The sequence below is a fragment of the Moheibacter lacus genome, from assembly GCF_014042165.1.
GTDB classification, from domain to species: domain Bacteria; phylum Bacteroidota; class Bacteroidia; order Flavobacteriales; family Weeksellaceae; genus Moheibacter; species Moheibacter lacus.
In genome coordinates this window covers 1,548,973-1,568,619 of record NZ_JACDZE010000001.1, presented here as the reverse complement: position 1 = coordinate 1,568,619, position 19,647 = coordinate 1,548,973, and the positions used below count along the sequence as shown (strand labels likewise).

General features: G+C 37.6%; 19 protein-coding genes. 6 read left to right on the top strand and 13 right to left on the bottom strand.

What is annotated here, in order from left to right:
• Positions 1 to 2,439, top strand: coding sequence for a TonB-dependent receptor domain-containing protein (locus tag HU137_RS07315; protein ID WP_182043126.1), 2,439 nt, complete (start codon positions 1 to 3; stop codon positions 2,437 to 2,439).
• Between the two features lie 73 nt (positions 2,440 to 2,512).
• Here the strand turns inward: HU137_RS07315 and sppA are convergent, their stop codons facing one another.
• A complete protein-coding gene (gene sppA / locus HU137_RS07310; protein ID WP_182043125.1) occupies positions 2,513 to 4,288 on the bottom strand; it encodes a signal peptide peptidase SppA in 1,776 nt (591 codons plus the stop codon).
• Positions 4,289 to 4,318: 30 nt separating this feature from the next.
• Between sppA and folK the strand changes: the two genes are divergently transcribed.
• Both folK and HU137_RS13085 read left to right on the top strand, forming a co-directional pair.
• Entirely contained in the window at positions 4,319 to 4,720 is a 402-nt protein-coding gene (gene folK / locus HU137_RS07305; RefSeq protein ID WP_182043124.1) for a 2-amino-4-hydroxy-6-hydroxymethyldihydropteridine diphosphokinase, read from the top strand.
• A gap of 77 nt (positions 4,721 to 4,797) precedes the next feature.
• On the top strand, positions 4,798 to 6,252 hold the full coding sequence (locus HU137_RS13085; RefSeq protein ID WP_182043123.1) for an OmpA family protein: 1,455 nt from the start codon (positions 4,798 to 4,800) through the stop codon (positions 6,250 to 6,252).
• A gap of 428 nt (positions 6,253 to 6,680) precedes the next feature.
• On the opposite strand, the gene mscL is transcribed toward HU137_RS13085, so the two are convergent.
• Genes mscL through HU137_RS07275 form a run of 5 tightly spaced genes read right to left on the bottom strand, consistent with a single transcriptional unit; the run spans position 6,681 to position 9,314 of the window.
• Entirely contained in the window at positions 6,681 to 7,052 is a 372-nt protein-coding gene (gene mscL, locus HU137_RS07295; RefSeq protein WP_246361489.1) for a large conductance mechanosensitive channel protein MscL, read from the bottom strand.
• Positions 7,053 to 7,088: 36 nt separating this feature from the next.
• A complete protein-coding gene (locus HU137_RS07290; RefSeq protein ID WP_182043122.1) occupies positions 7,089 to 7,607 on the bottom strand; it encodes a DUF192 domain-containing protein in 519 nt (172 codons plus the stop codon).
• A 2-nt stretch (positions 7,608 to 7,609) separates the two neighbouring features.
• Positions 7,610 to 8,512, bottom strand: a complete 903-nt coding sequence (lgt, locus tag HU137_RS07285) for a prolipoprotein diacylglyceryl transferase (RefSeq protein WP_182043121.1) — start codon at positions 8,510 to 8,512, stop codon at positions 7,610 to 7,612.
• Positions 8,509 to 8,754, bottom strand: a complete 246-nt coding sequence (gene yidD, locus HU137_RS07280) for a membrane protein insertion efficiency factor YidD (protein WP_182043120.1) — start codon at positions 8,752 to 8,754, stop codon at positions 8,509 to 8,511. Before yidD ends, lgt begins: the two co-directional genes overlap by 4 nt.
• Positions 8,755 to 8,780: 26 nt before the next feature.
• The gene (locus tag HU137_RS07275) at positions 8,781 to 9,314 is read right to left on the bottom strand and encodes an RNA methyltransferase (protein WP_182043119.1); all 534 of its coding nucleotides are present in this window, start codon (positions 9,312 to 9,314) and stop codon (positions 8,781 to 8,783) included.
• Positions 9,315 to 9,467: 153 nt separating this feature from the next.
• On the opposite strand from HU137_RS07275, the gene mutS reads away from it, so the two are divergent.
• The 3 genes from mutS (at position 9,468) to HU137_RS07260 (ending at position 14,503) form a co-directional block, all read left to right on the top strand.
• Positions 9,468 to 12,020, top strand: coding sequence for a DNA mismatch repair protein MutS (mutS, locus tag HU137_RS07270; RefSeq protein WP_182043337.1), 2,553 nt, complete (start codon positions 9,468 to 9,470; stop codon positions 12,018 to 12,020).
• A 44-nt stretch (positions 12,021 to 12,064) separates the two neighbouring features.
• Positions 12,065 to 12,871, top strand: coding sequence for a M48 family metallopeptidase (locus tag HU137_RS07265; protein ID WP_182043118.1), 807 nt, complete (start codon positions 12,065 to 12,067; stop codon positions 12,869 to 12,871).
• A gap of 207 nt (positions 12,872 to 13,078) precedes the next feature.
• Positions 13,079 to 14,503, top strand: a complete 1,425-nt coding sequence (locus tag HU137_RS07260) for an MATE family efflux transporter (RefSeq protein WP_182043117.1) — start codon at positions 13,079 to 13,081, stop codon at positions 14,501 to 14,503.
• A 62-nt stretch (positions 14,504 to 14,565) separates the two neighbouring features.
• Here HU137_RS07260 and HU137_RS07255 read toward each other — a convergent pair whose 3' ends face one another.
• The 7 genes from HU137_RS07255 to HU137_RS07225 all read right to left on the bottom strand — a co-directional run bounded on the left by HU137_RS07255 (position 14,566) and on the right by HU137_RS07225 (position 19,647).
• Positions 14,566 to 14,814, bottom strand: a complete 249-nt coding sequence (locus tag HU137_RS07255) for a hypothetical protein (protein ID WP_182043116.1) — start codon at positions 14,812 to 14,814, stop codon at positions 14,566 to 14,568.
• A gap of 153 nt (positions 14,815 to 14,967) precedes the next feature.
• Positions 14,968 to 16,335 (bottom strand): acetyl-CoA carboxylase biotin carboxylase subunit, encoded by a 1,368-nt coding sequence (gene accC / locus HU137_RS07250; protein ID WP_182043115.1) that lies wholly within the window; start codon positions 16,333 to 16,335, stop codon positions 14,968 to 14,970.
• Between the two features lie 63 nt (positions 16,336 to 16,398).
• Positions 16,399 to 16,881 carry an acetyl-CoA carboxylase biotin carboxyl carrier protein gene (gene accB, locus HU137_RS07245; protein WP_182043114.1) on the bottom strand — a complete coding sequence of 161 codons (483 nt, stop codon included), beginning with the start codon at positions 16,879 to 16,881 and terminating at the stop codon, positions 16,399 to 16,401.
• Between the two features lie 115 nt (positions 16,882 to 16,996).
• Positions 16,997 to 17,197, bottom strand: coding sequence for a 50S ribosomal protein L32 (rpmF, locus tag HU137_RS07240; protein ID WP_182043113.1), 201 nt, complete (start codon positions 17,195 to 17,197; stop codon positions 16,997 to 16,999).
• Between the two features lie 14 nt (positions 17,198 to 17,211).
• A complete protein-coding gene (locus HU137_RS07235) occupies positions 17,212 to 17,766 on the bottom strand; it encodes a YceD family protein (protein ID WP_182043112.1) in 555 nt (184 codons plus the stop codon).
• An 86-nt stretch (positions 17,767 to 17,852) separates the two neighbouring features.
• Positions 17,853 to 18,917 (bottom strand): 4-hydroxythreonine-4-phosphate dehydrogenase PdxA, encoded by a 1,065-nt coding sequence (gene pdxA / locus HU137_RS07230; RefSeq protein ID WP_182043111.1) that lies wholly within the window; start codon positions 18,915 to 18,917, stop codon positions 17,853 to 17,855.
• A 79-nt stretch (positions 18,918 to 18,996) separates the two neighbouring features.
• Entirely contained in the window at positions 18,997 to 19,647 is a 651-nt protein-coding gene (locus HU137_RS07225; protein WP_182043110.1) for an alpha/beta hydrolase, read from the bottom strand.

Genomic DNA, 19,647 nt, shown 5'->3' with positions numbered 1-19,647 from the left:
ATGTTAGCCAAAAAACTTTTTTCTATCCCCATTCTATTATGCTGCCTGATCAGCTTCGGACAAGAATTCACATTAACCGGAAAAGTTACCAACACAGAAAATCAACCGCTTGAATATGCGACTATTTCTATTCAAGAAGTAGAAACCTTTATGGAAATTGCCGGAACTGTTACAGATGCAGCTGGAAATTTCACCATTGAATCACCCGCCGGAAATTATATTTTGTATATCGAATCCTTTACCGGAAACACTTATGAACAACCCATAGAAGTTACCCAAAATAAAAATTTGGGGAGTTTTAAAATGGCTGAAAATTCAGTAGTGAGTTTGGAAGGAGCGACCATTACCGGTTCCAATCCTATTTACAAAATGGAGTTGGACAAAAAAGTTTATGACCTTTCACAAGACCAAATGGCAAAAGGAAGCTCTGTTTCTGATGCTTTACAAAACGTACCGTCCGTTCAGGTTGATGGCGAAGGAAACGTAAGTTTGCGCGGCAATGAAGGAGTTCGCATTCTGATCGATGGAAAACCTTCCTCATTGGTTGGAATTTCAGATCCGGCAACTGCACTCCAAAGTTTGCCGGCAGATGTCGTGGAAAGAATCGAAGTGGTAACCAATCCTTCTGCCCGATTTGAGGCCGAAGGAAGCGCCGGAATCATAAACATCATTTTGAAAAAAGGGAAACTTCAAGGTTTTAATGGTTCTATTAATATCAACGGAGGCATCCCAACTACAGTCGGTGCTTCTGCAAATTTAAATTATAGAACCGGAAAGTGGAATTTATTTAGCAACCTGAGTTATCGCTATGCAGAAAGAGACCGTGAAGGAAGTTCTTATACAACCCGATTTGATTCACTAGGTGTGCCAAGATATGAAGACATGAATAGAGAGTCGACTCGGATCAATGATGGCTACAACATCATGCTGGGAACCGAATATTATTTAGACGATCGAAATACTTTTACGGTTTCCGGAAATTATCGATATGGAAAAAACGAAAATCAATCAGACCTTCATTATGCTGATTATGATGAAAATTTATTTAACGTTGCCAATTCTTTAAGAACCGAAAGAGAGAAAGAAGATGATTATAGCGCTGAAGGAAATTTCAATTATAAACACGAATTTTTAGATCCGGGACATGAATTCACTATTGATGCCCGAGGAACTTATTCTGAAGAAACAGAAATTGGGGATTTGCGGGAGACAGGAAATGCGGTCAATTCTACGGAGAGATCATTTAGTTCAGAATACCAAAATCGGTTCATCATTTCAGCTGATTATGTGTATCCATTTGGAGAAAAAGGCAGACTGGAAATAGGTGCAAGAGGAGAATCAGAAGGAACTTTAACCGATTTTTCAGTAGACAGTTTGTCTACAGATGGTTGGGTTTCAAAACCTGAATTTGCCAACAGAACGGACTACAGACAAAATGTATATGCGGCTTATGCTCAATATGGTCAAGGATTTGGGCAATTTTCCTTTTTTGCAGGATTGCGTATGGAGAATTCGGACATTACGGTCAAATCCATTTTGAACGAAAATACTACACGTAAAAATTATGTCGATTTCTTTCCAAGTTTATTTTTAAACTACGAATTTGAAAATGACAACCAATTGCAAATTAGCTACTCGAGAAGAATTCGTCGTCCAAGAGGTTGGGATTTGATTCCATTTACTTCTTATTCAAACAACCGAAATCTTTTCATGGGAAATCCGGATTTGGATCCGCAGTACACAGATTCTTATGAATTGTCCTACGTAGCCAAAATTGGGAAATTAATGATTACACCAAACGTTTATTATTCCAACACCCAAGATAATATCCAACGCTATCAGGCGATTAATGCAACCGGAGCGATCGTTACACGTCCTATAAATGTCGGGACGGAATCCAGATATGGTGGAGAATTGACCTTTACTTACAAACCGGTAAAATGGTGGAACATGATGGGGAACGTCAATCTATTTGGATACAAAACAGAAGGAGAATATACAGATACTTATATCAATCAAAGTGGAGCAAGCGTTTCGACTACGACCAATTTTGATGGTGAAGGATTCAGCTGGTTTGGCCGATTGAACAACGTTTTCACTCTACCGGCTAAATTTTCAGTTCAGCTTTCAGGTAATTATAGAGCCGGTATGAAATCGGCGCAAAGCGAAAGAAAACCCATGTATTCAGCAGATCTTTCTGTCAACAAAGATTTTTGGAATGACAATGCAACCCTTTCTTTAAGCGTTCGGGATTTGTTCAACTCACGTGCATTTGAAATTGAATCTTTTGGAGATGATTTCTATATGGAAAGCAGAAACAGATGGAATGTAAGATCCATCAATCTGACTTTCACGTATAGATTTAACCAATCCAAAAAAGACCAAAGAAGAGAACAAGGTGAAGTTTCAGGAGACTTTGAAATGCAAGGAGGAGAATAAATTTAATTTAACCATAAAAAAAAGGGTCCTTAGTTTAAGAGACCCTTTTTTTATGAATTTTATTGAATTTGAATTAATTCAAATTGATATCAAATTCCATTCTCAACTGAATTCCTTTAAATTCTCGCATGAATTTTAATTCTTGATAAAGTTGAAAGTATTCTTGACCTAATTCTTCCCGAACCATGGTTTCGGCTTTTGTGGTCTGATATTCTTGTAAAAACTCTTCAAAACCTCCTTTGCGGAACGGATAACTCATCACGGAATAATTTTCCAATTCAGCCAAATCAGCAGCTGAACTGATCGCATCTTCCAACGACCCAATTCTATCAACCAAGCCCAGTTTCACAGCTTGCTCCCCAGACCAAACTCTACCACCACCGATCGCATCCACTTGCTCAAAAGTCATCCCTCTGGCTTTCATCACATGTTTAACAAAGATTTCATAAACACTTTCTGTCATAAGCGTCATGGTTTGAATTCCGGAATCTGATAACGGTTTGAATGGTGTTTTTAAGAAATCTGAATTTTGGTTCGTATTAACATAATCTGTGGTTATCCCAACATTATTCACCAATTTTTTCACAGATGGAATCATGCCAAGCACACCAATTGACCCTGTAATCGTATTGGGATTTGCAAAAATCGAATCTGCTTCCATCGCGATATAATATCCACCAGAAGCAGCCACATCTCCAAATGATACGATCAACGGTTTTTCCTTACGCAATTCTCTTAATTCATATAGAATTTCTTCTGAAGCATCTGCACTTCCTCCCGGAGAATTGACACGCAAAACAACTGCTTTTACATTTTTATCTTCCTTTAAATCCCGAATGGTTTTTTTGTAAACCTCAGACTGAATTCCGGAATATGATTCGCCCGGCATAATGGTTCCAGAAGCATACAAAACCGCAACTTGATCTCTCCCCTTTTCAGGCTTAAGCGTAGTAGCATATTTGGTCAAAGCAATGGTATGTTTGTCCAAAACTTCTTCTATGGTTTTATCTTTTTCTGTTTCTAATTCCAATCGATCTGCCAATGCTTTTTTATACACCGCTTCATGCGAAATTTTATCGACCAATTTAAATGACAATGCTTTTGCAGGATTGAAACTGTACAGACTATCGACTACCATTTTAAAATCTTCATCAGACATCTTTCTGGATTTTGCCATATCCGTAGAGAAATTCCCCCAAATATCATTCAACAAAACAGAAAGTTGCTCGCGGTTTTCCGGTGACAAATCTTCACGTAAATAAGGCTCAACAGCAGATTTATAAGCTCCATGACGGATCACTTGAAAGTTTACACCATATTTGTCTCCAAAATTTTTAAAGAACATGACTTCCGCACTTAGACCTTGAACCAAAACCATCCCCATAGGATTTTGAAAAATAGAATCTGCTACCGAATTCAAATAATAAGCACCTTGTGTGGCGTTGTGCGAATATGCATATATGAATTTACCGGAGGTTTTAAAATCCAACAAAGCATTTCGGATATCGGTCAACTGGGTTGTACCACCTTGAAAGTGCTGCACTTTTAGGCTAATTCCTTTAATTTTATCATCTTCTTTTGCAGCTTCTATGGATCTTAAAATTTCTCTAAAATAAACTTCAGACCCAGGAGGTGGCGAAAATAAACTGACTTCGTTGTCCATGGTACTTTCTTTTACCGGAGCTTCTAAGGTAATTTCTAACACAGAACCCTCTCTCGGCCCACTCGACTCAAACCAAGTACTAGCCAAAGAAAATAATGCAATCCCACCAACAACCAACCCTATCAATGTGAATGTTAGGACGTTACCGACGATTACTGCAAATACATTTCCAAAAAATTTTTTCATTTAAAACTAAATTTAATTACTTTGTGACATATGTCGCAAAACACTATACAATTGTTACTCGGTTCGAATTTAAATGACCGGGAATCGAATTTAAAAACTGCTCGGCTATGCATTGAGAAAGAAATTGGGACAATTGAAAAATGTTCTAAAATCATCGAAACCGCGCCAGAAGGATTTGAATCTAAATATGATTTTCTTAATCAAATCATCCAATTGAACACCGTCTTATCGCCCATGTCAATCCTGAAAACAATCAAATCAATAGAAAAAAAGATGGGACGAACTTATGAAAAAACGGATCAAAAATACCAAGACCGAATCATCGATATAGATTTATTGGTTTTCAATCAAATTGTATTTGAAAGTAAAAATTTAATGGTTCCACATCACCAACTATTTTCCAGAAACTTCGTAAAAAAGATTAGGATATAGTTTTTTAACGGATTATTTTATTAAATTTGCCTCAATATTAATTGAAAAATTGTTTTAACCGACCCAAACAACAATCTATGAGAAAAATTTATTTACTCTCTTTAACATTGTTATGTTTTGTGTTTATAAAAGCACAACAAACAACCGACTCTTTAGCTCAAAAACCTGAAACCACAAAATTCACCAACGCTGAAAAAGATTTCAACGATTGGTACATTTCTGCATTTGTAGGAGCCAATGCTCTACAAAATTCTGATTTGGTTTCTTGGGGGGATGGTAAATTTATCCCTGGATATGATTTCCAATTGTCCGTTACCAAAGAAGTAACACATGCTTTTGGCATTGCCCTTATGGGACAATACGGAAAAACTCGTCAATATGGTGAAGGAAATCAACAAAACTATATCAATGCTTGGGATGGAAAAACCGAGTATTATGGTATTAGTTTAATTGGTGATTTAAACTTAAGCAATCTATTTAGAAGAATTGACAATGATTCTCCTTACAGATGGGCTTGGCATGTTTACGCTGGTGCAGGATTAATAGGCTATGAAGCAGAAAGAAAAGCCAGGTATAACTATGGTGACGGAAGTCGTCATAACCAATGGAGAACCATCGACGATATAGATTTAGATGACAGATCTTTTTATGCACAAGTCGGAACCGGACTCCGTTACAAATTAAGCAGAAGATTTGATTTAGAGATGAAAGCCATGTATGTCATGACTGGTGACGAAGAATTTGACGCATCAGGCGCTCCAATTCCAGGAGTATTTACATTGGCCGATATAGAAGAAGGTCGTGATGATAATATGTTGACCTTATCAATCGGTGCCCATTTCAAATTAGGCAAACACGAAGAATCTTTACAGTGGCATGATCCTTTGACCTCTATTTCAGCTATTCCGGCTGCTGCCAATGTTCCTTGTGCAGATGATGACAATGATGGAGTTTGTAACCTATATGACAAATGTCCAGACACACCGGAAGGAATCAAAGTTGATGGAGCAGGTTGTCCTTTGGATACTGATAACGACGGTGTATTTGACTCTATCGACGAATGTCCGACAATCCCTGGCCCTCCGACCAATAACGGTTGTCCAAAACCTATCGTTGAAGTTAGTATAGGAACGATCGCATCAAGTATTTCTGACTTATTACAAGGAATTGAGTTCGATTATGATAAAGATGTCATCCGAGAAGTTTCTTATCCAAAATTAAATGCCGCTTTTGATATCCTTCAGGCACATCCAACTTATAAATTCTATGTAGAAGGACATACTGATGCTGCAGGAAGTGTAACTTACAACCAAAATCTATCTGAAAGAAGAGCCGCTTCTGTAGTACGTTATTTAGTAAACAAAGGTGTATCTTCAGACCAAATGGTCCCTGTAGGAAAAGGTGAATCTGATTTGAAACACAAAGAATGCGATCCAGTTTCTAACTGTCCAGCTTGGAAAAATTTAGAAAACCGTCGCGTGATCTTCAAACCTTATGGTGAATCTATAGATGGTGTTGAGTACCAACAGTAATCTAATAAATTAAAATATAAAAAAAGGATGCTCCAAAGGCATCCTTTTTTATTTTGACAAATCTCCAAAACAAATCCATTCACTTTCTAATTATATTTAAAGTAAAATCAAACTGTGTGCATTTCTAAAAATGAGCTCTTATCAAAAAATAGAAACTATACGTGGTGCGTTATAGAACCTAAGCCTATATGCTGACTGTTTATAACTTCAAAGGAGTTGTAGGTTGAGAGCCTTGAGCAAAGTCCAGAATTATTTTAAACAACTTGGCGTGTTTTGTTGATGTACAACCATCAAGTATTTTAACAAAATGATATTTGAATATAACTTGAATGATATCATTTTATGAAATATACTCTCAAAAAAATCTCACAAAAAATTGAACATAAAAAAAGCCGGTCATCAAACCGGCTATATATTGAAAATATTAATTATTTGTTTTTAAGGATGTCGCGAATTTCCGTTAATAAAACTTCCTCATTTGAAGGCCCTGCGGGTGCTGCTTCTTCTTTTTTATTCAACTTATTAGCACCTTTGATTAAGAAGAAAAGTACTATTGCAATTAAAATGAATTTAATTATTGCTGAAATAAAATTACCATATTTCACACCATTCCATGCCAACTGTTCTAAATTAGCCACTCCTGACGCCTCCATTACCGGAGTTAAAATCAATGGCGTAATGACGTCATCAACAGCCGAACTGATGATTGCCCCAAATGCAGCTCCAATGATGACACCGACTGCGAGGTCTATAACATTGCCTTTAAAAGCAAATTCTTTGAATTCTTTGATCATTCCCATATTTCAAAAATTTTAAGTTAGAATAAATATAAAAAATTAATTTTGATTCCAACGGATTTTTGTAATACCTTCTTTTATACCCCATTGATCTGCCAATCCACCATTGACTTCCACTACAAATTTTGAGTCAGAAGCCGCGCCATCTACCGTTCCACCGGCCAATTTTGAATCTGCTCCGGGCTGCGCATTTCTCGCGATGTTGATCAACACCGAATCTTTATCAAAATACATGATATCCAACGGAATACGTGTGTCTTTCATATAAAAAGTATGTGGACGGATTTCGTCATCATTGAAAATGAATATCATGCCTTGAGTTTCTCCCAGTTTAGATCGGTCCATCAATCCTCTGGCTCTTTTATTGGGCGTATCAGCAATTTCAATATCGATTTTTTTAATAGGTTCCGCATTTTCATTCAGAAATTCCAATTCTCCGTTTTTGGTATATTCAATTTCAACTTGAACATCTTCTGCTTCTGAAACCGTAGATGAATTGCTTTTTTCACATCCCAAAACTATAGTCAAGAGTAAAATGGCTATAAGGTCCTTTTTCATAACTATTGATCTTTATATTGTCTATTTTTTGAAGTAATCATTACGACTAATCCAATGATGATAAATGGAATACTCAAAATCTGACCGTTATTTAATCCTATATTCAAAGCTTCTGCTACAAATTCATCACCCTGGTCTTCTTTGAAGAATTCGACAAAAAAGCGCACACACCATAAAAGCACGAAAAACAATCCGAAAATATAACCTTGAAAATATTTTTTATCCGTTTTTCTATAGATGTGCCAAATGATAAAGAAAATGATCACATAACAAATCGCTTCGTACAATTGAGCTGGATGTCTTGCAACGACCTCACCATATCCAGCACTTTGTTGCACAAATTTTACCGCCCATGGAAGATCTGTTTCCTTACCAACTATTTCAGAATTGATGAAATTCCCAACTCGGATCGCTGCTCCACCCAATGGAACTGTTATCGCAACTCTATCCAATAACCACAAAAGATTTCGTTTTAAATACTTACGGTTAAACAAATAAGCCGTAGTCAAAAAACCTAATGTCGCCCCATGACTCGCCAATCCCCTGAATCCTGAAAACTCATATCCCTGCAACAATCCAAAAAAGGAGGAAGCTTCCGGATTTCGCTGAACAGGAAGAAAAACTTCAAGTAAAGATTGCCCTAAAGGCATACCCATATAAGTATCGAAATTATAAAACAATTCACCCAATCTCGCACCGATGATTACGCCTAGAAATGCATATAAAAACAAAGGATCCAATAATCTAACGTCAACTTTATCGATCTCCATGATTTTTTTCATCACAAACCATCCCATCATAAACGCCAAAATCCACATCAAACTATAATAATGAATCTTGATAAATCCAAAATCAAATAAAACCGGATCGATGTTCCAGGTAATCGCCAAAAATAAATTTGTCATATTTTTTCTTTTTTAGGAACGGGATCATACCCGCTTCCACCCCATGGGTGGCATTTAAAAATTCTTTTCGTCCCCAAATATAAACCTTTTATCAATCCATGGGTTCGTAAAGCCTCCAACATATAGTGCGAACAAGTTGGTGTAAATCGGCAATTGTTTCCCAACCAAGGAGAAATCGCCATTTGGTAAAACCTAACCAAAACAACAAATGGAAAAATGATGATTTTTTGAAACGAATTCATTTAGAAAAACAAAAATAATTATATAATCAAGAAATTTCGAATTTCTTATAAAATTCCCATAACAATACTCCTGCACAAACACTTACGTTCAAGGAATGTTTGGTCCCTCCTTGCGGAATTTCAACACAAATATCACTTTGATTGATAACAGATTGTTGAACGCCATCTACTTCATTACCAAACACAACAGCACATTTTTCTTTTACATCCAATTCTAAATCAGACAAATTCGTACTTCCTTCTGCTTGTTCTATGGATAGAATTTTATAACCATCTCCTTTTAACCTCTCGATCAATTCACCAATCTCATCCACTTGTTCCCAATCCACACTTTCCGTCGCTCCCAAAGCCGTTTTCCTGATTTCTTTATTGGGAGGCGTCGGAGAAATACCACAGAGAAAAACTTTTTCAATTAAAAAAGCATCGGCTGTCCGAAAAACAGAGCCAATATTATGGGCAGAACGAACATTGTCCATGATAACAACCACCGGAATTTTATCGGTTTCTTTGAATTCTTCAACCGATATTCTTCCCAATTCTTCTAATTTCAATTTTCTCATGACGCAAAATTCGATAATTCATAGATGAAATACAATTGGATTTCATAAAATCCCTACTCCCCAATTTTTCAACATTCATTTCTGAAACAGACAATTTCGTTAACTTAGCACTCCTTAAAACAAAAGAAATTGGCAAAAAAAGAAACTCCCCTCATGCAACAATACAATAGCATCAAAGCCAAATATCCTGATGCTTTATTGCTGTTTCGTGTGGGTGACTTTTATGAAACATTTGGTGATGATGCGATCCGTTGTTCTAAAATCCTCGATATCGTTTTAACCAAACGTGCCAACGGTTCTGCTTCGCACATCGAATTGGCAGGATTTCCACATCACGCTTTGGACACCTATTTACCCAAACTCGTCAGAGCCGGTTTAAGAGTCGCGATTTGTGATCAACTGGAAGATCCTAAACTAACCAAAACCATCGTAAAACGTGGCGTAACGGAATTGGTTACGCCGGGGGTTGCACTCAACGACGAAGTACTTTCTTCCAAAACCAATAATTTCCTGATGGCCGTTCATGAATCAGAAAACCAGTATGGGATTGCGCTTTTGGATATTTCAACCGGTGAATTTCTAGTTTCTGAAGGAAATAAAAACCATTTTCATAAATTGGTTCAATCCTTTCGCCCGAGCGAAATCATTTACCAAAAAAGAAAAAAATTAGACCTTCCGGAAGTGAAAAGCCTATTCCAAATAGAGGATTGGGCATTTCAACTGGATTATGCCATGGACAAATTGACCCAACACTTTAAAGTGAAATCTTTGAAAGGGTTTGGAATAGAAAATCTACGATTGGGAACAATCGCTGCAGGTGCTGTGTTTTCTTATTTAGATGAAACGCATCATTTTGATATACAACACATTACTCAAATCCAAAGATTGGATGAAAATAGTTTTGTGTGGATGGATCCATTTACCATCCGGAATTTAGAATTGATTCATTCGCCTCATCCTGATTCGGTCACGCTTTTAAACATTTTAGACAAAACCAGTTCCGCAATGGGTGCGCGATTGCTCAACCGTTGGATAGTCATGCCTTTAAAGGATATTGAAAAAATCAAAGCCAGACATGAAGTCGTCGATTATTTTCTAAAAAAAGACGAAAAAAGAATATTTCTTCGAGAAAAAATTTCTTCCATCAGTGATTTAGAAAGGATGGCGGGAAAGATTTCGACAGGAAGAATCACGCCCAGACAATTGCTATCTCTGGCACAAAGTCTACAAACCACTTCTGAAATCAAAGAAAATTTAGAAAAAGAAAAATCCATTTCTTTTTTAATTGATCAATTGGATGATTGGACCAAAGTTTACACCCATTTGTTGACTCAACTTTCAGAAGATCCGCCTCACCAAATCGGGAAAGGAAATGTGATCGCAGAAGGAATTTCTGAAGAATTGGATCATTTAAGAGGACTTCAAAATAAGGGTAAAAATTATTTGGAAGAATTGCGCATCAGAGAGTCTGAAAAAAGCGGAATCCCTAATTTGAAAGTCTCCTTTAACAATGTTTTCGGCTATTATATCGAAGTTCGAAATACCCATAAAGACAAAGTTCCGCAGGACTGGATCCGTAAACAAACGCTGGTCAATGCAGAACGTTACATCACCGCAGAGTTAAAAGAATACGAAAACCAGATTCTCGGAGCAGAGGAAAGAATTCTTGCGCTGGAAACCAATCTATTCTCAGCACTTTTAGAATATCTATCTGATCATCTGACCTCAATTCAAAATTCCGCACAAATTTTGGCTCAATTGGATGTGCTTTCCAATTTTGCAGAATTGGCGATGCAAAACCATTATGTCCGCCCAAAAATGACCGATAAATTGGATTTATTGATCGAAGATGGAAGACATCCGGTGATCGAAAAACTATTGAAACCGGGCGAGAATTATATTGCCAACAGTGTAGCTTTGGCTCCAAAAGAACAACAAATCATCATGATTACGGGACCCAATATGTCGGGTAAATCAGCTCTTTTACGTCAAACGGCTTTGATCGTCATCATGGCGCAAATCGGATGTTTCGTATCGGCCAAATCAGCTGAAATCGGAATCGTTGATAAAATTTTCACCCGAGTAGGGGCTTCGGACAATATTTCTTCCGGTGAATCCACTTTTATGGTCGAAATGAATGAAACAGCGAGCATACTAAATAATTTGTCGGAGAGAAGTTTAATTCTTCTGGATGAAATCGGGCGTGGTACGAGTACGTATGATGGGATTTCGATTGCTTGGGCAATTTCAGAATTTTTGCACGAAGGAAAAATTCGTCCTAAAACCTTATTTGCTACCCATTACCATGAATTGAATGAAATGACCAAATCATTCCCACGAATTCGAAACTTCAATGTCAGCGTCAAAGAAGCAAACGACACAATATTGTTTATGCGGAAATTGGTTGCTGGAGGTAGTGAACATAGTTTCGGGATTCATGTCGCAAAAATGGCCGGGATGCCACATTGGGTTTTGAAAAGAGCGAATGAAGTGTTGAAAACGCTGGAAAATTCGCAAGTAAATGAAAAGATAGCGGATAAAACGAAAAAAATTACAGAAGAAAATATGCAGTTGAGTTTCTTCCAATTGGATGACCCTATTTTAGAATCCATCCGGGAAGAATTAATCGGTTTGGACATCAACACCTTAACGCCCGTTGAAGCTTTGATGAAATTAAATGAAATCAAAAGAAAATTGGGAAAATAGTTTTGGAATAATAGTTGTAAATTGAATTTCTAAAATCCTAAAAAATGAAAAAATATATTGCATTACCGATCGTCGTACTTATGTTTTGGTCATGTGCTACCAATCCATTAACCGGAAGACAATCCCTTGCTTTGGTTTCAAACGCGGAATTATTTCCACAAGCATTTGCGCAATACGATGAAGTACTGGACCAAAGTCAAGTTGACAATACCTCTGCTGACGCCAAAATGATCAAAAACGTAGGGCAAAGAATCAAATATGCTGCTGAGAAATTTTATGCGGAAAATGGTCATGGAAGTGCTCTTCAAGGCTACGAATGGGAATTTAATTTAATCAAAAACGAACAATTGAACGCTTGGTGTATGCCGGGCGGTAAAGTAGCATTTTATACCGGAATTTTACCGGTTTGTAAAAATGAAACCGGTGTAGCGGTCGTGATGGGTCACGAAGTTTCGCATGCTTTGGCTGGACATAGCGCAGAACAAGTTTCAAACGCAATGGTCGCTCAAGGAATCATGGTTGGTGGAAATATGGCAATTTCTAACGAACAATGGAATGGAATTTTCAATCAATTGTACCCAATGGGTGCTCAATTGGGGATGTTAAAATATGGAAGAAGCATGGAGTTGGATGCTGACGAAGCCGGACTATATTTAATGGCGATGGCTGGATATAACCCACAGGAAGCAACTGCTTTCTGGGAAAGAATGCAACAAGCTTCATCTGGCCAACAAACACCACCGGAGTTTTTGAGTACGCACCCAAGTCCGGGCAACCGCATCGCTCAAATCCAAGCCATCATGCCAAAAGCGATGGAATATTATAACGCAAGTCCGTATAAAGGAAAGTGATACAATTGTATAATGTAAACTATAAAACGTAAAAGATTCTTAGAAATAAGGATCTTTTTTATTTTCTTAAAAGTCAATCTACTTTTTACATTTTATTCTAAATTTGCTTTTTCAAATCAATATCATGGAAATAATAGCTATAGGATTCTTTGCGTAAGAATTATACCTAGGAAAACCAATTTCATTTTTCAATTTAAGCTATTTTTTATGTCATCCATTTATCAAAAAGAAAAATTCACCCATTATTTCAAATTGATTCTCCAATCTTTAAAAGGAGAAGCAGAATTTGATTATACCAAAGGAAATCTCAACAAAGCCGTGATTTTATTGGCTATCCCGATGATGTTGGAAATGGTATTGGAATCGGTATTTGCATTGGTCGACCTTTATCTCGTCGGACATTTGGAAAACAGCAGTTTTGCTGTTCAAACGGTCGGACTTACGGAATCCGTATTGACAATCATCTATTCGCTATGCATCGGACTAAGTATGGCTGTAACGGCTATTGTGGCGAGACGAATTGGTGAAAAGAATCCGGAAGCCGCCGCCAAAGCCGGCGCCCAAACCTTATTGATTTCGTTTTGCATTAATTTGTTATTAAGCATTTTGGGCGTGATTTACGCAAAGGAAATCCTATTATTGATGGGTTCTTCAGAGGCTTCGGCCGAATATGGAAAAACATTTGTCCAAATCATGATGGGCGGAAGCATCAGCATCGTATTGCTTTTTCTGATCAATGGAATTTTCCGAGGAACAGGAAATGCTGCGATTGCTATGAAAAGTCTTTGGATTGCCAATTTATGCAACATCATCCTCGCACCAATTTTTGTGATGGGAATTGGGAATTTTGAAGGTTGGGGTTTGACCGGAGCAGCTATTGCAACCACAACTGGAAGAAGCATCGGTGTCATTTATCAGTGCTATCATTTGTTTTTTAATTCCAAATCTTTACAAATCAAACTCCATCAATTCTTACCGGATTGGGAACAAATTAGATCGATCATCAAAATAGCTGCACCGGCTGTGATGCAGTTTGTGATTGCTTCTTGTAGTTGGATCGTACTTGCCAAATTGGTTGCAGAGTCCGGTGGAGACGAAGCATCTGCAGGCTACCAAACCGCTTTAAGGATCATGATGTTTTTCATGCTTCCGGCTTGGGGACTGAGTAATGCAGCTGCAACTCTAGTTGGACAAAACATGGGCGCAAACCAATTAGAAAGAGCAACAAAGTCGGTTTTCCTAACGGCGAGATTTAATGTTGTTTACATGAGCATCATCATGATACTCACCTTTTTATTTGCCGGAAATATCATGCCGTATTTCACCAATGATTTGGAAGTGGTACAGGTTGCCAAACAAGCGATCTTCATCATGAGTTGCGGATACGTTTTCTATGGAATCGGGATGGTGATGGTCAATGCTTTTAACGGTTCAGGTGATACTTGGACACCAACTTGGATCAATCTATTTGGATTTTGGTTTTTACAAATTCCGCTCGCATACGTTTTGGCTCAGTATTTTGACCTAGATGAAATGGGTGTGTTTTTAGCCATCCCGATTGCAGAAACCGCTATTTCCATTGCCGGAATAATTTTATTTAGAAAAGGAAAATGGAAAAAAGTGAAAGTCTAGAACAACAAAAAAGGGAAACCTTTTTGATTTCCCTTTCCATGTAAATAAAAACAATTAGGAGTTTAAACCTGTCCCATTCTTGGAAGCCAAACGGTACACATGATACCTTCACTTGCTTTTGCAGGATGGGCACAGTTGGTCGTTTGGAATTTTGAGCATTTCAAACAATCATCTTCGCGATGCAACACCGGTTTGAACGTATAGGCTTCACACACTTGATTTTCACTTACAACGATCTCTTGTACGGCACAAAGTTGTCCATTGATAAAATGTTCACAATTTCCGCAGCATTGGGCTAATTTTACTTTCATGGCGTTTCATTTTTGTAATTCAAATGTAAGGCAAAACTTAGAAAGATTAATTTTAAATAATTGTATTTCAATTATTTATATTTAGAATAAGTTAAAATCAAAATAAAAAAGCCGGACGATTTACTCATCCGGCTTTTGCTAATTTTTTACTATTTATAATTCTGAAAAGGAATCCGCATAGCTTGGATCCAATTCAAATGTTTCCATAAATTTCGTGGTATAATTTCCTTTCTGAAATTCAGGGTCATCCATCAATTGACGATGAAATGGAACTGTTGTTTTGATGCCTTCGATATAGAATTCATCCAAAGCTCTTTTCATTTTGGCCAAAGATTCTTCACGCGATTGAGAAGTCACGATCAATTTCGCAATCATAGAATCATAATAAGGCGGAATTTGGTAACCTGCATAAACATGCGTATCTACACGCACTCCATGACCTCCCGGAATATTGATATTGGTAATCATACCCGGAGAAGGACGGAATCCATTGTAAGGATCTTCTGCATTGATTCGACATTCGATCGAGTGCAATTTCGGGAAATAATTTTTTCCTGTAATCGGTTGACCTGCAGCCAAAAGAATTTGTTCTTTGATCAAATCATAGTCGATTACTTGTTCGGTGATTGGATGTTCAACTTGGATACGGGTATTCATTTCCATGAAGTAGAAATCTCCATTTTTATCTACAAGAAACTCCACAGTACCGACTCCTTCATATCCGATGAATTCTGCTGCTTTCACAGCTGCATCACCCATTTTCTCACGCAATTCCGGTGTCATAAACGGTGAAGGTGTTTCTTCTACCAATTTCTGATGACGGCGCTGTACAGAACAATCTCTTTCAGACAAATGACAAGCCTTTCCTCTTGAGTCTCCGGCGATTTGGATTTCGATATGGCGGGGTTCTTCGATCAATTTCTCCATGTACATCCCACCGTTTCCAAATGCTGCAGTCGCTTCTTGAACGGCAGATTCGAAGTGTTTTTCCAATTCTTTTTCAGACCAAACCGCACGCATCCCTTTTCCTCCACCACCAGCTGTGGCTTTGATCATCACAGGATAGCCTATTTTTTTGGCGATTTTCTTTGCATCAGCATAATCTTTCAAAATCCCTTCTGAGCCCGGAACAACTGGAACGCCTGCTTGGATCATGGTAGCTTTGGCAGTTGCTTTATCACCCATTTTGTCGATATGTTCAGGTGAAGCGCCTATGAATTTAATTCCGTTGTCTTTACAAGTTTTGGAAAATTTGGCGTTCTCTGAAAGAAATCCATATCCGGGATGGATGGCATCTGCATCTGTGATTTCAGCTGCTGCGATGATATTGGCAATCTTCAAATAGGACTCTGAACTGGCCGGAGGTCCTATACAAACGGCTTCATCTGCAAATCGAACATGTAAAGAATCACGATCAGCGGTCGAATAAACCGCAACGGTTTTGATTCCCATTTCTTTTGCAGTTCTGATCACGCGCATGGCAATCTCTCCCCGGTTGGCAATTAGTATTTTTTTAAACATCGTTTTCTAAATTATGAATGAATAATTTTTATGAATTGAATTGAATTCAAAATTCATAATTTATTAAGATGGATCGATTAAGAACAATGGTTGGTCGTACTCAATCGGTGTTGCATCATCTACCAAAATTTTCACGATTTTACCGGAAACTTCAGATTCGATTTCATTGAACAACTTCATCGCTTCAACTATACATAAAACACTTCCTGAAGAAACAGTATCACCAACAGCAACAAACGGATCTTTTCCAGGTCCAGATGACCTATAGAAAGTTCCGATCATAGGTGATTTTACCGTTACATATTTAGAATTGTCCTCTGCGGTTTCTACTGGCTTATCAGCCGAAGTAGTAGCTGGAGCAGCAGCTTGTGCAGCAGGAGCAGCAACCGGCATTTGAGGTTGCATCATAGGTTGAGCAGCATAGGTTACCGTTTGGCTACCCACGTTTTTAATTTTGATTTCGATATCTTTCAGTTTCAAATTGACTTCTGCAACGTCTGATTTTGAAACAAATTTGATTAGGTTTTGTATTTCTCTAATGTCCATAATGAATTCTTTTTTTTTGCAAAAAATTTGGGTGTAAGTATCAAATGTATAAAAAAATTGAAAAAGCTGCCCCCAAATTTTCAGAAACAGCTTTTCAATTTTCTTCAAGAAGTAATTATTCTACTTCTTCACTTTGGTTTTTTTCCATAACCACTTTCCCTCTGTAGTACATTTTACCGTCTAGCCAGTAAGCTCTGTGGTAAAGGTGTGCTTCACCTGTTGCTTTGTCTACAGCAATTTGTGGAGCTTCAATTTTGTAGTGCGTTCTACGTTTATCTCTTCTGGTTGTGGACTGACGTCTCTTAGGATGTGCCATAACTTAAATTATTATCAGTTATTATTGTTTTTTAATTTTTTCAATGCTTCCCATCTCGGGTCATTTTCTTCTTCGTTTAAATCGATTGCTGTCTCTCCATCCTCTTGTAAACCATATTGCTCAAGCAATTCTAACATTTCAGAATGGCTTTTTCCTGATGCTACATCTGGATGAATGCGTTTATTGGGCAAAGCCAAAATCGTCATTTCATAGACCATTTGAGCGATATTGATTTGATGCTCTCCTCTCGGGATCACCCAAACTTCATCATCTGAATCGTCAAATTCTTCTCCAAACTTTACGATAACTTCAGACGCTCCCTGAATTTCTTCACGATAAGGCTCATTGGTCAAATCGCAATTTACTTCAATGGTTCCGGACAGATCAAAAAACAATTCCAAAAAATTGTTCTTTTTGTCCAATTTCAACTGAAGTTTCAATTCAGGATGCTCAAAATCTTGCTCAAATTCAAACAAATCAAAGAACGGCTGCGCTATTTGAAATTCAAAGTCATGCACTCCCAAACTCAAACCTGCAAAGGAAACACTATAATACCTCAACTTCTCCATAACGCAAACGGGTGGCAAATATACTACATCTTGTTGAAAAACAAGAGGTTTTTCATTAAAAATTTAATTCAATCGAATTTTTAAATTCATCGTTCTCTTTCCGGCTTTAATTCTCTGGTTTTAAGAACATTTGAAGTCAATTCTTTGTATTCGGCTCGTTTTTGGAAAACATTAACCGCCATATAAATCGCTTCTCGGAAAGAAGTTTCGTCAGCTATGCCTTTACCTGCAATATCATAAGCAACGCCATGATCCGGTGAAGTTCGCACATAAGGAAGAGAAGCGGTATAATTCACGCCTTCTTCAAAACACAAAGTTTTAAACGGAATCAAGGCTTGATCATGGTACATCCCAAGTACAGCATCAAAAGATCCTATGTTAGACGGGGTGAAAAAACTATCGGCTGCATACGGTCCAAACACCAACATCCCTTTTTCATAAAGCGATTGGATCGCCGGAATGATGATTTCTTGCTCTTCTTGCCCTAGTAAGCCATTGTCTCCCGAATGAGGATTCAATCCCAAAACGGCAATTTTAGGCTTCCGCACTCCAAAATCCATTTTCAACGAATCATTCAAAGCATTTACCTTTTCTACGATCGCTTCTTTGGAAATTTTTTGAGCCACATCTTTGAGTGGAATATGTTGGGTCACCAGACTGACTTTTAAGGACTCCGTCACCAAAAACATCAAAGGTTTTCCACCCCAGACTTCTCCTAAATATTCGGTATGACCGGGGAAATTAAAGGCTTTAGACTGGATATTCTTTTTATTGATTGGCGCGGTAACCAGCACATCACAGTCTCCATTTTTTACGGAAGCTGCTGCTGCTTCTAGCGATTCAAAAGCCATTTGACCGGAAGTCTCCGTCGCATTCCCAAACTCCATTTGCGCTGGTTCTTTCCATAAATTCACCACATTGATTTTCTTTTCGACGGCCTTATCGGCAGAATTGATCCCAAAAAACTGTATGGTTTCATCTTTCAATTGATTTCGAAAGAAATTCAAATGTTTGGTCGAACCAAAGATAACCGGCGTGAAAAAATCCAATATATTTTTATCAGCCAAAGCCTTTACGATTACTTCGTAACCAATTCCATTGATATCGCCTACTGAAATCGCTACTTTGGGTTTTTGTTCTTGTGGATTCATGTATTCTAATAATAATTTACAAAGTTAAGAATCGAATTGGGAATCATTCAAAATTCAAAATTTAAAATTTAGAATTCTTTCAACTTTTCTTCATCCATGACATCAGATCCCAATAATTTTGCGGAACAATTCCATGTCCACTTCTGTATTCATGATATTCATTTTTGATACCCAATTCGTCCAAAATTGGATTGCCTTTTCTGCCCCATTCCACCGGAATCACCATATCGTCAACACCATGCGAAATGAAAAAATCCAATTGCGAATAATCCAATTCCAAATTAAATTCACCGATGAAATTTGGCTCTGGATAACCACTTAAACAAGCGATGTGTTTTACTTTTTCAGGGAAATTGAGCGCAATAGCATAACTCAAAATCGCCCCTTGACTGAATCCACACAACCAAACATTTTCTTTGTCCAATTGATTTTCAGTCGTAAATCCATCGATAAATTCCACCAATTGATTCCTCGATTCTATTCCCTGCGGAACATTGTTAAATTTCTCCATGTTCACAAAATCAATTTCGTACCAAGCATACATATCTGGTGCTAATGCATGAATCCCTTGAACGCTGACCACATGAAATTCGTCCGGCAAATCTTCTGCAAAACTGAACAAATCCGCTTCATTGCTCCCATAACCATGGATCAATACAATCAATGGATTTCTCTCCAGTTGAATCCTTGGTTTCCTTTCCAAATATTGGATTCCTTTTAGTTCTTTCAT

Excerpts from the sequence above, each read along its gene's own strand:
- HU137_RS07315 (WP_182043126.1), top strand. The coding sequence starts at position 1 with ATGTTAGCCAAAAAACTTTTTTCTATCCCCATTCTATTATGCTGCCTG.
- sppA (WP_182043125.1), bottom strand. The coding sequence starts at position 4,288 with ATGAAAAAATTTTTTGGAAATGTATTTGCAGTAATCGTCGGTAACGTC.
- folK (WP_182043124.1), top strand. The coding sequence starts at position 4,319 with ATGTCGCAAAACACTATACAATTGTTACTCGGTTCGAATTTAAATGAC.
- HU137_RS13085 (WP_182043123.1), top strand. The coding sequence starts at position 4,798 with ATGAGAAAAATTTATTTACTCTCTTTAACATTGTTATGTTTTGTGTTT.
- mscL (WP_246361489.1), bottom strand. The coding sequence starts at position 7,052 with ATGGGAATGATCAAAGAATTCAAAGAATTTGCTTTTAAAGGCAATGTT.
- HU137_RS07290 (WP_182043122.1), bottom strand. The coding sequence starts at position 7,607 with ATGAAAAAGGACCTTATAGCCATTTTACTCTTGACTATAGTTTTGGGA.
- lgt (WP_182043121.1), bottom strand. The coding sequence starts at position 8,512 with ATGACAAATTTATTTTTGGCGATTACCTGGAACATCGATCCGGTTTTA.
- yidD (WP_182043120.1), bottom strand. The coding sequence starts at position 8,754 with ATGAATTCGTTTCAAAAAATCATCATTTTTCCATTTGTTGTTTTGGTT.
- HU137_RS07275 (WP_182043119.1), bottom strand. The coding sequence starts at position 9,314 with ATGAGAAAATTGAAATTAGAAGAATTGGGAAGAATATCGGTTGAAGAA.
- mutS (WP_182043337.1), top strand. The coding sequence starts at position 9,468 with ATGCAACAATACAATAGCATCAAAGCCAAATATCCTGATGCTTTATTG.
- HU137_RS07265 (WP_182043118.1), top strand. The coding sequence starts at position 12,065 with ATGAAAAAATATATTGCATTACCGATCGTCGTACTTATGTTTTGGTCA.
- HU137_RS07260 (WP_182043117.1), top strand. The coding sequence starts at position 13,079 with ATGTCATCCATTTATCAAAAAGAAAAATTCACCCATTATTTCAAATTG.
- HU137_RS07255 (WP_182043116.1), bottom strand. The coding sequence starts at position 14,814 with ATGAAAGTAAAATTAGCCCAATGCTGCGGAAATTGTGAACATTTTATC.
- accC (WP_182043115.1), bottom strand. The coding sequence starts at position 16,335 with ATGTTTAAAAAAATACTAATTGCCAACCGGGGAGAGATTGCCATGCGC.
- accB (WP_182043114.1), bottom strand. The coding sequence starts at position 16,881 with ATGGACATTAGAGAAATACAAAACCTAATCAAATTTGTTTCAAAATCA.
- rpmF (WP_182043113.1), bottom strand. The coding sequence starts at position 17,197 with ATGGCACATCCTAAGAGACGTCAGTCCACAACCAGAAGAGATAAACGT.
- HU137_RS07235 (WP_182043112.1), bottom strand. The coding sequence starts at position 17,766 with ATGGAGAAGTTGAGGTATTATAGTGTTTCCTTTGCAGGTTTGAGTTTG.
- pdxA (WP_182043111.1), bottom strand. The coding sequence starts at position 18,917 with ATGAATCCACAAGAACAAAAACCCAAAGTAGCGATTTCAGTAGGCGAT.
- HU137_RS07225 (WP_182043110.1), bottom strand. The coding sequence starts at position 19,647 with ATGAAAGAACTAAAAGGAATCCAATATTTGGAAAGGAAACCAAGGATT.